The organism is Pseudomonas anuradhapurensis, assembly GCF_014269225.2.
Lineage (GTDB): Bacteria > Pseudomonadota > Gammaproteobacteria > Pseudomonadales > Pseudomonadaceae > Aquipseudomonas > Aquipseudomonas anuradhapurensis.
The window spans coordinates 5,096,585-5,108,984 of the sequence record NZ_CP077097.1 but is presented as its reverse complement, the minus strand read 5'-3'; the positions used below and the strand labels follow the sequence as shown (position 1 = coordinate 5,108,984).

11 protein-coding genes are annotated in these 12,400 nt (G+C 64.0%); 8 read left to right on the top strand and 3 right to left on the bottom strand.

The window, feature by feature from the left end; translation table 11 throughout:
* The first annotated feature begins 107 nt into the window (after positions 1-107).
* On the top strand, positions 108-1,622 hold the full coding sequence (gene ilvA / locus HU763_RS23290; protein WP_186684169.1) for a threonine ammonia-lyase, biosynthetic: 1,515 nt from the start codon (positions 108-110) through the stop codon (positions 1,620-1,622).
* 193 nt (positions 1,623-1,815) lie between these two features.
* On the top strand, positions 1,816-2,241 hold the full coding sequence (locus tag HU763_RS23285) for a DUF2269 family protein (RefSeq protein WP_186684171.1): 426 nt from the start codon (positions 1,816-1,818) through the stop codon (positions 2,239-2,241).
* Between the two features lie 67 nt (positions 2,242-2,308).
* On the opposite strand, the gene HU763_RS23280 is transcribed toward HU763_RS23285, so the two are convergent.
* The gene (locus tag HU763_RS23280) at positions 2,309-2,965 is read right to left on the bottom strand and encodes a histidinol-phosphatase (protein WP_186684173.1); all 657 of its coding nucleotides are present in this window, start codon (positions 2,963-2,965) and stop codon (positions 2,309-2,311) included.
* Between the two features lie 141 nt (positions 2,966-3,106).
* On the opposite strand from HU763_RS23280, the gene HU763_RS23275 reads away from it, so the two are divergent.
* Both HU763_RS23275 and ptsP read left to right on the top strand, forming a co-directional pair.
* Positions 3,107-3,586, top strand: a complete 480-nt coding sequence (locus HU763_RS23275) for an RNA pyrophosphohydrolase (protein ID WP_003249017.1) — start codon at positions 3,107-3,109, stop codon at positions 3,584-3,586.
* A 22-nt stretch (positions 3,587-3,608) separates the two neighbouring features.
* Positions 3,609-5,888, top strand: coding sequence for a phosphoenolpyruvate--protein phosphotransferase (gene ptsP, locus HU763_RS23270; protein WP_170033513.1), 2,280 nt, complete (start codon positions 3,609-3,611; stop codon positions 5,886-5,888).
* A gap of 135 nt (positions 5,889-6,023) precedes the next feature.
* Here ptsP and HU763_RS23265 read toward each other — a convergent pair whose 3' ends face one another.
* The gene (locus HU763_RS23265) at positions 6,024-6,770 is read right to left on the bottom strand and encodes an NRDE family protein (protein ID WP_186684175.1); all 747 of its coding nucleotides are present in this window, start codon (positions 6,768-6,770) and stop codon (positions 6,024-6,026) included.
* A 130-nt stretch (positions 6,771-6,900) separates the two neighbouring features.
* Between HU763_RS23265 and HU763_RS23260 the strand changes: the two genes are divergently transcribed.
* Genes HU763_RS23260 through HU763_RS23250 form a run of 3 tightly spaced genes read left to right on the top strand, consistent with a single transcriptional unit; the run spans position 6,901 to position 9,529 of the window.
* Positions 6,901-7,683, top strand: coding sequence for a sulfite exporter TauE/SafE family protein (locus tag HU763_RS23260; RefSeq protein ID WP_170033509.1), 783 nt, complete (start codon positions 6,901-6,903; stop codon positions 7,681-7,683).
* A 16-nt stretch (positions 7,684-7,699) separates the two neighbouring features.
* Positions 7,700-8,506 (top strand): prolipoprotein diacylglyceryl transferase, encoded by an 807-nt coding sequence (gene lgt / locus HU763_RS23255; protein WP_170033507.1) that lies wholly within the window; start codon positions 7,700-7,702, stop codon positions 8,504-8,506.
* Positions 8,507-8,557: 51 nt separating this feature from the next.
* Positions 8,558-9,529 (top strand): thymidylate synthase, encoded by a 972-nt coding sequence (locus HU763_RS23250; protein WP_186684177.1) that lies wholly within the window; start codon positions 8,558-8,560, stop codon positions 9,527-9,529.
* Between the two features lie 120 nt (positions 9,530-9,649).
* Here HU763_RS23250 and cadR read toward each other — a convergent pair whose 3' ends face one another.
* Complete coding sequence (gene cadR / locus HU763_RS23245; RefSeq protein WP_186684179.1) at positions 9,650-10,093, bottom strand: cadmium resistance transcriptional regulator CadR; 444 nt, start codon at positions 10,091-10,093, stop codon at positions 9,650-9,652.
* Between the two features lie 83 nt (positions 10,094-10,176).
* On the opposite strand from cadR, the gene HU763_RS23240 reads away from it, so the two are divergent.
* The gene (locus HU763_RS23240; RefSeq protein ID WP_186684180.1) at positions 10,177-12,390 is read left to right on the top strand and encodes a heavy metal translocating P-type ATPase; all 2,214 of its coding nucleotides are present in this window, start codon (positions 10,177-10,179) and stop codon (positions 12,388-12,390) included.
* The last annotated feature ends 10 nt before the right edge of the window (positions 12,391-12,400 follow it).

The following is a 12,400-nucleotide window of genomic DNA, read 5'->3' as shown; positions in this document are numbered from 1 at the left end:
TGAAAAGGAGCCTAGTATAACGGCTCGCACGGCTTTGCTGTGGTCGCCCGACGTAGCGCTGGGGTAGACTCCAAGCCCTTGTCCCGCGGCCCAGTGATGCATTCCCGATGCTCGAACAGTACGTCAAGAAGATCCTCACCTCGCGCGTCTACGACGTTGCGGTCGAAACCCCGCTGCAGAGCGCCGGGCAGCTGAGCAAGCGCCTGGGCAACCAGATCCTGCTCAAGCGCGAAGACCTGCAGCCGGTGTTCTCGTTCAAGATTCGCGGGGCCTACAACAAGCTCGCCCAGCTGAGCGCGGAAGAACTGGCCCGTGGCGTGGTCACCGCCTCGGCCGGCAACCACGCCCAGGGCCTGGCCCTGGCTGCGCGGGAAATGGGCATCAAGGCTACCATCGTGATGCCCAAGACCACCCCGGAGATCAAGATCGAAGGCGTGCGTTCGCGCGGTGGCAAGGTGGTGCTGCATGGCGACACGTTCCCCGAGGCACTGGCCTATTCGCTGAAGTTGGTGGATGAAAAGGGCTTCGTCTACATCCACCCCTACGACGACCCGCACACCATTGCTGGGCAGGGCACCGTGGCCATGGAGATCCTGCGCCAGCACCCTGGCCAGCTGGACGCGATCTTCGTGCCCGTGGGGGGTGGCGGCCTGATCGCCGGCATTGCCGCGTACGTCAAGTACCTGCGCCCGGAAATCAAGGTGATCGGCGTCGAGCCGGACGATTCCAACTGCCTGCAGGCGGCCATGGCGGCCGGCGAGCGCGTGGTGCTGCCACAGGTCGGGCTGTTTGCCGACGGCGTGGCGGTGGCGCAGATCGGCCAGCACACCTTCGATATCTGCCGTCACCATGTGGATGAGGTGGTGACTGTCAGCACCGACGAGATCTGTGCCGCGATCAAGGATATCTATGACGATACCCGCTCGATCACCGAACCTGCCGGTGCGTTGGGTGTGGCTGGCATCAAGAAGTACGTCGAGCTGTACGGCGTGAGTGGCCAGACCCTGGTGGCCATCGATTCGGGTGCCAACGTCAATTTCGACCGCCTGCGCCATGTGGCCGAACGTGCCGAGCTGGGTGAAAAGCGCGAAGCGATCATTGCCGTGACCATCCCGGAGCGCCCGGGTAGCTTCAAGGCCTTCTGCGAGGCCATCGGCAGGCGCCAGATCACTGAATTCAACTACCGCAAGCATACCTCCGACGAAGCGCACATCTTCGTTGGCGTACAGACCCACCCGGAAAACGACCCGCGCGCGGCATTGGTACAGCAACTGACCGAGCAGGGCTTCCCGGTTACCGACCTGACCGACAACGAGCTGGCCAAGCTGCATATTCGCCACATGGTCGGCGGGCATTCGGCGGGTGCCAGCGACGAAATGGTCCTGCGCTTCGAGTTCCCCGAACGGCCAGGGGCGCTGTTCAACTTCCTCAACAAGCTGGGCGGGCGCTGGAATATCTCGATGTTCCACTACCGCAACCACGGCGCGGCTGACGGGCGCGTGGTGGCAGGGTTGCAGGTGCCGGAGGACGAGCGCCACCTGGTGCCGACGGCGCTGGCCAAGATCGGCTACCCGTACTGGGACGAGACTGATAACCCGGCTTACAAGCTGTTCCTGGGCTGAGCGGCTAAGCTAAGCCAGATCTCTCGCCTTTTGTAGGAGCGGCCTTGTGTCGCGATGGGCCGCAAGGCGGCCCCGGCAATGTGTGAGCATGGCCGAGATCCCGGGGCCGCTTTGCGGCCCTTTCGCGACACAAGGCCGCTCCTACACAGAGAAAGGCTGCTGCCAAAATGGCCTGATAAAGGACAATTCGGACATGGAACACCTGACCACCTTCAGAACCCTCCACATCCTCGCCACCGCACTGCTGCTGCTGGGTGCCCTTGGCCTGGCGATCTGGACCGTACGCGCCCGTCGCCAGGGCGATGGCGAGGCCTACGCCAAGCTGCTGCGTCGGCCGCTGGTGTTCGTCTGGCTGGTGATGGGCCTGTGCCTGGTGAGCATGCCGTTCACCGGCTGGTGGCTGGTACACCTGGTGGGCTGGCCGCTGGGGCAGGCTTGGGTGCTGGCGTCCAGCGTCATCTATATATTCGGCGCGTTTGCCGTGTGGTGGTTGCTGGTGCGGCTGAACCGGCTGCGCAAGGCCGAGGTAGTGGGGTTGCGTTTTACCTTGGCGCTGGCGGTGTTCAGTGGGGTTTGTTTCCTGTCCATCGCCGGGCTGATGGGCGCCAAGCCCGTCTGAAGGCCTTGTGCTCGTTGGGCGGGCCCATTCGCAGGTAAACCCGCGAATGGGCCGGCACAACAGTGCCTCAATCGCGCAACGAGAGCACCGGCCACCCGCGCTTCTCGGCCTCGGCCCGCAGGTTCGGGTCCGGGTCCACCGCCACCGCATGCGTTACCCGCTGCAGCAACGGCAGGTCATTCATCGAGTCGCTGTAAAAGCAGCTGTTCTCCAGGCCGAAGCCGTTCTCCAGCATCCAGCGTTCCAGCCGCGTCACCTTGCCTTCACGGAAACAGGGTATATCGGTACTACGCCCGGTATAACGGCCATCACGCATCTCGCATTCGGTCGCCAGCAACACGCGAACCCCCAGGCGCCGAGCAATCGGCGCGGTGACGAAGCGGTTGGTGGCGGTGATGATCACCAGCTGGTCGCCCGCTTCGCGGTGTTGCTCCAGCAGGGCCAGCGCCTTGGGCAGGATGATCGGCTCGATGCAGTCGCGCATGAAGTCGCGATGCCATTCGTCGAGCTGGGCCACGGACGTTGCCGCAAGGATTTCCATGGAAAAGGCCAGGTAGGCCTGCAGGTCGAGCGTGCCGTTCAGGTAGTTCTGGTAGAACGCATCGTTGCGTTGCTTGTAGGCAAGCGGGTCGACGATGCCGCGCTCGCACAGGTAATCCCCCCAGGCATGGTCGCTATCGCCATCGAGGAGGGTATTGTCCAGGTCGAATAAAGCCAGGCGCATCGCGGTCACTCGCATCAGCCACAAGGTAGGCCCGCAGAATACGGAGTTTTCACACGGCTGCACATAAGCTTGGCGGGCGCGTTGCTGCGCTCGCAAGCTTTGTGGAACAATGCGGTGACATGCGTTTGCGAGGTTGCTGCCGTGATCGACCCGGATGGTTTTCGCCCCAATGTCGGAATCATTCTCACGAATGATGCCGGGCAGGTGCTATGGGCTCGACGGATCAACCAGGATGCCTGGCAATTCCCCCAGGGTGGCATCAACCCTGACGAGACGCCGGAAGACGCCCTGTACCGCGAGCTGAACGAAGAAGTTGGCCTGGAACGCGATGATGTGGAAATTCTTGCCTGCACCCGTGGCTGGTTGCGTTATCGTTTACCCCAGCGACTGGTACGTACGCATAGCCAGCCGCTGTGCATCGGCCAGAAGCAGAAGTGGTTCCTGCTGCGCCTGGTCAGCAACGAACAACGGGTGCGGATGGACCTGACCGGCAAGCCGGAATTCGACGGCTGGCGCTGGGTCAGCTATTGGTACCCGCTGGGCCAGGTTGTGACATTCAAGCGCGAGGTCTACCGACGCGCCCTGAAAGAGCTAGCACCGCGTCTGCTGACGCGCGACTGACGACGGAGTTCGACCCCGAGCCATGCTCAATACGCTGCGCAAGATCGTCCAGGAAGTAAACTCCGCCAAAGATCTCAAGTCGGCGTTGGGGATCATTGTCTTGCGTGTCAAGGAGGCCATGGGCAGCCAGGTCTGCTCGGTCTACCTGCTCGACCCGGAAACCAACCGCTTCGTGCTGATGGCCACCGAAGGCCTGAACAAGCGCTCCATCGGCAAGGTCAGCATGGCCCCCAACGAGGGCCTGGTTGGCCTGGTCGGTACCCGGGAAGAGCCGCTGAACCTGGAAAACGCCGCCGATCACCCGCGTTACCGCTATTTTGCCGAAACCGGCGAAGAGAAATTCGCCTCCTTCCTCGGTGCGCCGATCATCCACCACCGCCGCGTGGTCGGGGTACTGGTCATCCAGCAAAAGGAGCGTCGCCAGTTCGACGAGGGCGAAGAAGCCTTCCTGGTCACCATGAGCGCCCAGCTGGCCGGGGTCATCGCCCACGCCGAGGCGACCGGCTCGATCCGCGGCCTCGGCCGTCAGGGCAAGGGCATCCAGGAAGCGCGCTTCGTCGGTGTGCCGGGCTCGCCTGGGGCCGCCGTGGGGCGCGCGGTGGTGATGCTGCCGCCGGCCGACCTGGAGGTGGTGCCGGACAAGACCGTCGATGACATCGACGCCGAACTGAGCCTGTTCCAGAACGCCCTCGAAGGCGTGCGCGACGACATGCGCAAGCTGTCCGCCAAGCTGGCTACCCAGCTGCGCCCGGAAGAACGCGCGTTGTTCGATGTGTACCTGATGATGCTCGAGGACGCGGCCCTGGGCGGTGAGGTGACCGAAGTCATCAAGACCGGCCAGTGGGCCCAGGGCGCCTTGCGCCAGGTGGTGGGCGAGCACGTCAACCGCTTCGAGCTGATGGACGATGATTACCTGCGTGAGCGCGCCTCCGACGTCAAGGACCTCGGCCGGCGCCTGCTGGCCTACCTGCAGGAGGCCCGCTCGCAGTCCCTGGTGTATGCCGACAACACCATCCTGGTCAGTGAAGAGCTGACCCCGGCGATGCTCGGCGAAGTGCCGGAAGGCAAGCTGGTCGGCCTGGTCTCGGTGCTGGGCTCGGGCAACTCCCACGTCGCCATCCTGGCCCGTGCCATGGGCATCCCCACGGTGATGGGCCTGGTCGACCTGCCCTATTCCAAGGTCGACGGCATCGAGATGATTGTCGACGGCTACAAGGGCGAGGTGTTCACCAACCCCAGCGAAGTGCTGCGCAAACAGTACAGCGATGTGGTCGAAGAGGAACGCCAGCTGGCCCGCGGCCTTGATGCCCTGCGCGAACTGCCGTGCGTTACCCCGGATGGCCATCGCATGCCGCTGTGGGTCAACACCGGCCTGCTCGCCGACGTGGCCCGTGCCCAGCAGCGCGGTGCCGAAGGGGTGGGCCTGTACCGCACCGAAGTGCCGTTCATGATCAACCAGCGCTTCCCCAGCGAGAAGGAGCAGCTGGCCATCTACCGCGAGCAGCTGGCGGCATTCCACCCGCTGCCGGTGACCATGCGCACCCTCGACATCGGCGGCGACAAATCGCTGTCGTACTTCCCGATCAAGGAAGAAAACCCGTTCCTCGGCTGGCGCGGTATCCGCGTCACCCTCGACCACCCGGAAATCTTCCTGGTGCAGACCCGCGCCATGCTCAAGGCCAGCGAGGGCCTGAACAACCTGCGTATCCTGCTGCCGATGATTTCCGGCATCCATGAGCTGGAAGAGGCCCTGCACCTGATCCACCGCGCCTGGGGCGAAGTGCGCGACGAAGGGACCGATGTGCCAATGCCGCCGGTGGGCGTGATGGTCGAAATTCCTGCGGCGGTGTACCAGACCAAGGAGCTGGCGCGGCAGGTGGACTTCCTCTCGGTCGGTTCCAACGACCTGACCCAGTACCTGCTGGCCGTAGACCGCAACAACCCGCGTGTGGCCGATCTGTATGACTACCTGCACCCAGCGGTGTTGCAGGCGCTCAACACGGTGGTGCGCGACGCCCACGGCGAAGGCAAGCCGGTGAGCATCTGTGGCGAGATGGCCGGTGACCCGGCGGCGGCGATCCTGTTGATGGCAATGGGCTTCGACAGCCTGTCGATGAACGCCACCAACCTGCCGAAGGTGAAATGGATGTTGCGCCAGGTGAACCTGAGCAAGGCCAAGGAGCTGTTGGTGGAAGCCCTGAGCCATGACAACCCGCAGGTTATCCACAGCTCGCTGCAGCTGGCCCTGAAGAACCTGGGGCTGGCACGGATGATCGGGCCAGAGGCCAATAAGACCCTGTGAAGTGCCGGGGCCGCTTGGCGGCCCTTTCGCGACACGAGTCCGCTCCTACAGAGAATGCAATTGCTCAGGGATAGGCGATCCCCTGTAGGAGCGGCCTCGTGTCGCGAAAGGGCTGCAAAGCAGCCCCCTTGGCCCTCAAACCATAAGATCAACTTCCCCCAGGTGCCCACCAAACGGCCCGAAACTGCGCTCAACCAGCCGCCTTCTGCCTTGATCATCTACCAACAGCACGGTACTCGCCCGCGTGCCATAGTTCTGGCTGGCAATGAACACACTCGACAGCAGTTTCTCGGTCGCCAATCCCACCCCGGTCTCCGGCAACTCGCCTTCCGGCGCAGGTTCGGCATCGGCCAGCAAGGCCAGCAACCGCTGCGGGTCTGCCGTCTCGAGCAAACCCTGCAGCCCGCTGCGCGCCTTCACCAGCTTCGGCCATGGCGTATCCAGCCCGGCGTTGGATAACCCGTACACCCCGGCCTCGAGCAAGCGCGGTGCGGCCTCCCGCGCATGCAGGTAGCCAAGCTGTCGGCCATCGCCCACCAACAGGTTGAACCCCGAATACTGATCACTACGGCTGGCCACCTGATCCAGATAGGCCTCCACCCCCAGCTCACCCTGCAGGTAGGCGGCTACCAGCTCGCCGCGTGAACGTGGACCCAACGGTTGCCGTGGGTCGCGGATATTGGTCAGCGCCGCGAAACGCCCTTGCGGACCCACCCCCAACCAGGTTCCGCCGGCCTCCAGGTCGCGCCCGGCATACACCCCTGGTGCGTCTTCCCAGGCTGCCAGGGCCTGGGTAGGGCGAGCATAGAACTCGTCGCGGTTGGCCGCCACCACCAATGGCAGGGCATGCCCTGGTCGCCAGGCGAATACGATCAGGCACATCGTTCGAGCCTCTGTGTGTTTTTGCCACTGTACCCACAGCGGTGGGGCTGATCCATCCTGACACAGACTTCACTAGAGCGCCGAGCCCGGCTTCCGTTACCATGCCGGATTGTTTTTTGGGGGAAGACGAATGGAATTCGTGCTCTATCTGGTGTTGGGCGCCTGTGCCGGTGTGCTGGCCGGGTTGTTCGGTGTGGGTGGTGGCATCATCATCGTGCCGGTGCTGGTGTTCAGCTTCACCTTGCAGGGGTTCGATGCCTCGGTGCTGACTCATCTGGCGGTCGGCACATCGCTGGCAACCATCGTCTTCACCTCGATCAACGCCGTGCTCGAACACCATCGCAAAGGCGCGGTGCAGTGGCCGATCTTCGCCTGGATGACCCTCGGCATCCTCATCGGCGCCGGTATCGGCGCCAAGACCGCCTCGCTGATCCAGGGGCCGCTGCTGCAGAAGATCATTGGCGTGTTCGCCCTGGTCATCGCCGCCCAGATGGCCCTGGACCTCAAGCCCAAGGCCAGCCGTGGCATCCCCGGCAAACCCGCGCTGGTCGGTGCCGGTGGGGTGATCGGCTGGGCCTCGGCCATTTTCGGCATTGGCGGTGGTTCGCTGACCGTGCCGTTCCTGACCTGGCGCAGCCTGCCCATGCAGCAGGCGGTGGCTACGTCCTCGGCCTGCGGCCTGCCGATTGCCGTGGCCAGTGCCCTGAGTTTCATGCTGCTGGGCTGGAATGAGGCGCACCTGCCGGCTCATAGCCTGGGTTACGTGTACTTGCCGGCGCTGGTCGGCATTGCCGTGACCAGCATGTTTTTCGCCCGCTTCGGCGCGCGCCTGGCGCACAAGTTGTCGCCACGTTTGTTGAAGCGCCTGTTCGCAGCCTTGCTGTTCTGCGTCGGGCTCAGCTTTCTGATTTGAACCGAGAGGAAGTTCCATGCTGCCTTACCCGCAGATAGATCCCGTGGCCGTAGCCATCGGGCCGCTGAAAATCCATTGGTACGGCCTGATGTACCTGGTCGGCATAGGGGGTGCCTGGCTGCTCGCCTCGCGCCGGCTGAACCGCTTCGACCCCACCTGGACACGCGAAAAGCTCTCCGACCTGGTGTTCTGGCTGTCGATGGGGGTGATCGTCGGTGGCCGGCTGGGCTACGTGCTGTTCTACGATCTGCACGCCTACCTGGCCAACCCGACGCTGATCTTCGAGGTCTGGAAAGGCGGCATGTCGTTCCACGGCGGCTTCATCGGCGTGATGCTGGCGGCCCTGTGGTTCGGCAAGCGCAACAACAAGTCGTTCTTCGAGCTGATGGACTTCGTTGCCCCGCTGGTGCCGATCGGCCTGGGCGCCGGGCGCATCGGCAACTTCATCAACGCCGAGCTGTGGGGCAAGCCGACCGATGTACCGTGGGCGATGATCTTCCCGCCGTTCAGCGACCCGGCGCAGCTGCCACGGCACCCGTCGCAGCTGTACCAGTTCGCCCTCGAGGGCGTGGCGCTGTTCGTCATCCTCTGGCTGTTCTCGCGCAAGCCGCGGCCAACCATGGCGGTGTCGGGCATGTTCGCGTTGTTCTACGGCATCTTCCGCTTCATCGTCGAATTCGTCCGCGTACCAGATGCCCAGCTCGGCTACCTGGCCTGGGGCTGGCTGACCATGGGTCAGATTCTGTGCGTGCCGATGATCCTGGCTGGCCTCGGCCTGATCTGGTGGGCTTATAATCGCAAGCCCACGGCGAAACCCGCCTGATTAATCCCACGGCAGGGGCGATCCTCCTGCCGTTCTTGCTACAGGTAAGCCATGAAACAGTATCTGGACCTGGTCCGCGACGTCATCGAAAACGGCACGCTGCAGGGCAACCGCACCGGCATCCGCACCATCAGCCTGCCGGGCGCCATGCTGCGTTTCGACTTGCAGAAGGGCTTCCCGGCCATCACCACGCGCAAGTTGGCGTTCAAGTCGGCGATCGGCGAAATGGTCGGTTTCCTGCGCGGTGTGAAAAACGCCGGTGAATTCCGCGAACTGGGCTGCAAGGTGTGGGACCAGAATGCCAACGAAAACGCCCAGTGGCTGGCCAACCCGTTCCGCCAGGGCCAGGACGACCTGGGCGAGATCTACGGCGTGCAGTGGCGCCAGTGGCCGGGCTACAAGCGCATCCCGCTGAGCAACCCGGAGGCCATCGAGATGGCCGAGCGGGCAGGCTTCCGCCGCATTGCCCAGGACGAGGAGGACGGGGTCGCCTTTGTCATCCTGTACAAGGCCATCGACCAGGTGCGTCAGTGCCTGGACACCATCGCCAACGACCCGGGCAGCCGGCGTATCCTGTTCCACGGCTGGAACTGCGCGCAGCTGGACGAAATGGCGCTGCCGCCGTGCCACCTGTTGTACCAGTTCCACCCGAATGTAGAGACGAAGGAAATTTCCCTGACCCTGTACATCCGCTCCAACGACCTGGGCCTGGGTACACCGTTCAACCTCACCGAAGGTGCGGCCCTGTTGTCGCTGTTCGGCCGCCTTACCGGCTACACCCCGCGGTGGTTCACCTACTTCATCGGCGATGCCCATGTGTATGAAAACCACCTGGACATGCTCAACGAACAGCTCAAGCGCGAGCCGCTGGAAGCGCCGAAGCTGGTGATCAGCGACCGCGTGCCGGCGTTTGCCGAGACTGGCAAGTACGAGCCGGAGTGGCTGGAGAAGATCGAGCCAAGTGATTTCTGGCTGGAAGGGTATGAGCACCATGCGCCGATGACGGCGCCAATGGCGGTCTGACTGATCGCTATTGCCTGAACTGGCCTATTCGCGGGCACGCCCGCTCCCACAGGTTCAGCGCAGCCTTCAGGTGCGGCGCGGTCCCTGTGGGAGCGGGCGTGCCCGCGAAGCTTTTTGGGCTCAATGCCCGTGGCTGCGCCCCACATGCGAATGCTCGGTATCCGGCACCGATACCGCCCCGTTCGTTTCCAGTTGCTGCAAGATCGCGCACTCAGCCCCCTGTGCATTGCAGCGCCGCCGTAGCTCCACAAGCTGTTCCTGCAGCGCCACCAACCCATCGATGCGTGCCTGCACATGCTCGATATGCTCGTCGATCAGCGCATTGACGCTGCCGCAAGAACCCTCCGGGCTGTCGCGCAGGCGGAGCAGGCTGCGGATTTCGTCAAGGGTCATGTCCAGGGTGCGGCAGTTGCGGATGAAGGTCAGCCGCTCGACGTGGGCCTGGGTGTACAGCCGATAGTTGCCCTCTGTGCGTGCCGGCTCGGGCAGCAGCTGTTCGCGCTCGTAGTAACGGATGGTTTCCACGGCGCAATCGGTGGCCTTGGCCAGTTCTCCGATCTTCATCAGCAAATCTCCAGCAAGTGGCTTGACCCTATAGTGGCTACAGGGTGTTCACTTGGCAACAGGCGCAAATCAAGGACGCACTCATGAACCAGTCTGTCAGCCACGAACATAAGCATCACCACCACGCCCACAGCTGCTGTGACGCCTCCGCTGCGCCCGCCAAGGTACAGGTGAGCGGAAAGGCCAGCAGCCACGCCCAGCTCAGCCGCTTCCGCATCGAGGCCATGGACTGCCCGACCGAGCAAACGCTGATCCAGGACAAACTGGGCAAGCTGGCGGGTATCGAACAGCTGGAATTCAACCTCCTGAACCGCGTACTCGGCGTACGTCACACCTTGGACGGCACGGCTGAAATCGAACAGGCGATCGACAGCCTGGGCATGAAAGCCGAACCGCTTGGCAGCGCAGATGAAGGCACCCGCCGCGCGCCTCAATCGGCCAAGGCTCGCTGGTGGCCGCTGGCACTGTCGGGCGTTGCCGCGCTCGCCGCCGAAATCGTGCACTTCTGGGCGCTGGCACCAGAATGGGTGGTGGCGGCATTGGCGCTGGCGGCAATCCTGGGCTGTGGCCTGGGTACCTACAAGAAGGGCTGGATCGCCCTCAAGAACCGCAACCTCAATATCAACGCGTTGATGAGCATTGCCGTGACCGGCGCCGTGCTGATCGGCCAGTGGCCGGAAGCCGCCATGGTGATGGTGCTGTTCACCGTCGCCGAACTGATCGAAGCCCGCTCATTGGACCGGGCACGCAACGCCATCGGCGGCCTGATGCAGCTCGCCCCGGACATGGCCACCGTGCGCCAGGCCGATGGCCAATGGCACGAAACGGAGGTGCGCGAGGTGGCCATCGGTGCCTTGGTGCGGGTACGCCCCGGCGAGCGCATCGGCTTGGATGGCGAAGTGACAAGTGGGCAGTCCAGCGTCGATCAGGCGCCGATCACCGGCGAAAGCCTGCCGGTGGAAAAGGCGGTTGGCGACAAGCTGTTTGCCGGCACCATCAACCAGGCGGGGGCGCTGGAGTTTCGCGTCACCGCCGCTGCCGGGCAATCGACCCTGGCGCGGATCATCAAGGCGGTCGAGGAAGCCCAGGGTGCGCGGGCGCCGACCCAGCGCTTCGTCGACCGCTTCTCGCGCATCTACACCCCGGCGGTGTTCGCCATTGCATTGGCCGTGGCGGTAATACCGCCGCTGTTCCTGGCGGGCGGCTGGTCCGACTGGGTCTATCGCGCCCTGGTGCTGCTGGTGGTGGCCTGCCCGTGTGCCTTGGTGATTTCAACCCCGGTGACCATTGTCAGCGGCCTGGCCGCCGCCGCACGCAAAGGTATCCTGATCAAGGGCGGTGTGTACCTGGAGGGCGGCCGCCATCTGGACTTCCTGGCGCTGGACAAGACCGGCACCATCACCCATGGCAAGCCCGTGCAGACTGATGCCAAGGTACTGGAGCCGCTGTTCGAAGGCCGCGCCCAGGCCCTGGCCGCAAGCCTGGGCGTGCGTTCGGACCACCCGGTGTCGCGCGCCATCGCGCAGTTCGGCAGGCAGAAAGGCCTGGCCCTGGCCGAGGTCGAAGATTTCGCGGCCCTGGCCGGCCGTGGCGTGCGGGGTACCATCGCCGGCGAGGTCTACCACCTGGGTAACCACCGCCTGGTCGAGGAGTTGGGGTTGTGCTCGCCGCAACTGGAGGCCCAGCTGGATGCGCTGGAGCGTCAGGGCAAGACGGTGGTGCTGCTGCTCGACCGCTCCGGCCCGCTGGCCTTGTTCGCCGTGGCCGACACAGTCAAGGACAGCAGCCGCCAGGCCATCGCCGAGCTGCATGAATTGGGCATCAAGACGGTCATGTTGACCGGGGACAATCCGCATACCGCCCAGGCCATCGCTGCCGTGGTCGGCATCGACCGCGCCGAAGGCAACCTGCTGCCCGGCGACAAGCTGCAGAGCATCGAAACGTTGTACGCCCAGGGCCACCGGGTGGGCATGGTCGGGGACGGCATCAACGATGCGCCGGCGCTGGCCCGTGCCGAGATCGGTTTTGCCATGGCGGCGGCCGGTACCGACACCGCCATCGAAACTGCCGATGTTGCGTTGATGGACGACGACTTGCGGAAAATCCCGGCCTTCGTCAGGCTGTCGCGGCAAAGTGCGGCGATCCTCATGCAGAACATCGTTCTGGCGTTGGGAATCAAGGCAGTATTCCTGGCGATCACCTTTGCTGGCATGGCCACCATGTGGATGGCAGTGTTCGCCGACATGGGCGTCAGCCTGCTGGTGGTGTTCAACGGCTTGCGCCTGTTGCGCAAATAAGAGGACGTGC

Excerpts from the sequence above, each read along its gene's own strand:
- cadR (WP_186684179.1), bottom strand. The coding sequence starts at position 10,093 with ATGAAGATCGGAGAACTGGCCAAGGCCACCGATTGCGCCGTGGAAACC.
- lgt (WP_170033507.1), top strand. The coding sequence starts at position 7,700 with ATGCTGCCTTACCCGCAGATAGATCCCGTGGCCGTAGCCATCGGGCCG.
- ilvA (WP_186684169.1), top strand. The coding sequence starts at position 108 with ATGCTCGAACAGTACGTCAAGAAGATCCTCACCTCGCGCGTCTACGAC.
- HU763_RS23240 (WP_186684180.1), top strand. The coding sequence starts at position 10,177 with ATGAACCAGTCTGTCAGCCACGAACATAAGCATCACCACCACGCCCAC.
- HU763_RS23250 (WP_186684177.1), top strand. The coding sequence starts at position 8,558 with ATGAAACAGTATCTGGACCTGGTCCGCGACGTCATCGAAAACGGCACG.
- HU763_RS23285 (WP_186684171.1), top strand. The coding sequence starts at position 1,816 with ATGGAACACCTGACCACCTTCAGAACCCTCCACATCCTCGCCACCGCA.
- HU763_RS23280 (WP_186684173.1), bottom strand. The coding sequence starts at position 2,965 with ATGCGCCTGGCTTTATTCGACCTGGACAATACCCTCCTCGATGGCGAT.
- HU763_RS23265 (WP_186684175.1), bottom strand. The coding sequence starts at position 6,770 with ATGTGCCTGATCGTATTCGCCTGGCGACCAGGGCATGCCCTGCCATTG.
- ptsP (WP_170033513.1), top strand. The coding sequence starts at position 3,609 with ATGCTCAATACGCTGCGCAAGATCGTCCAGGAAGTAAACTCCGCCAAA.
- HU763_RS23260 (WP_170033509.1), top strand. The coding sequence starts at position 6,901 with ATGGAATTCGTGCTCTATCTGGTGTTGGGCGCCTGTGCCGGTGTGCTG.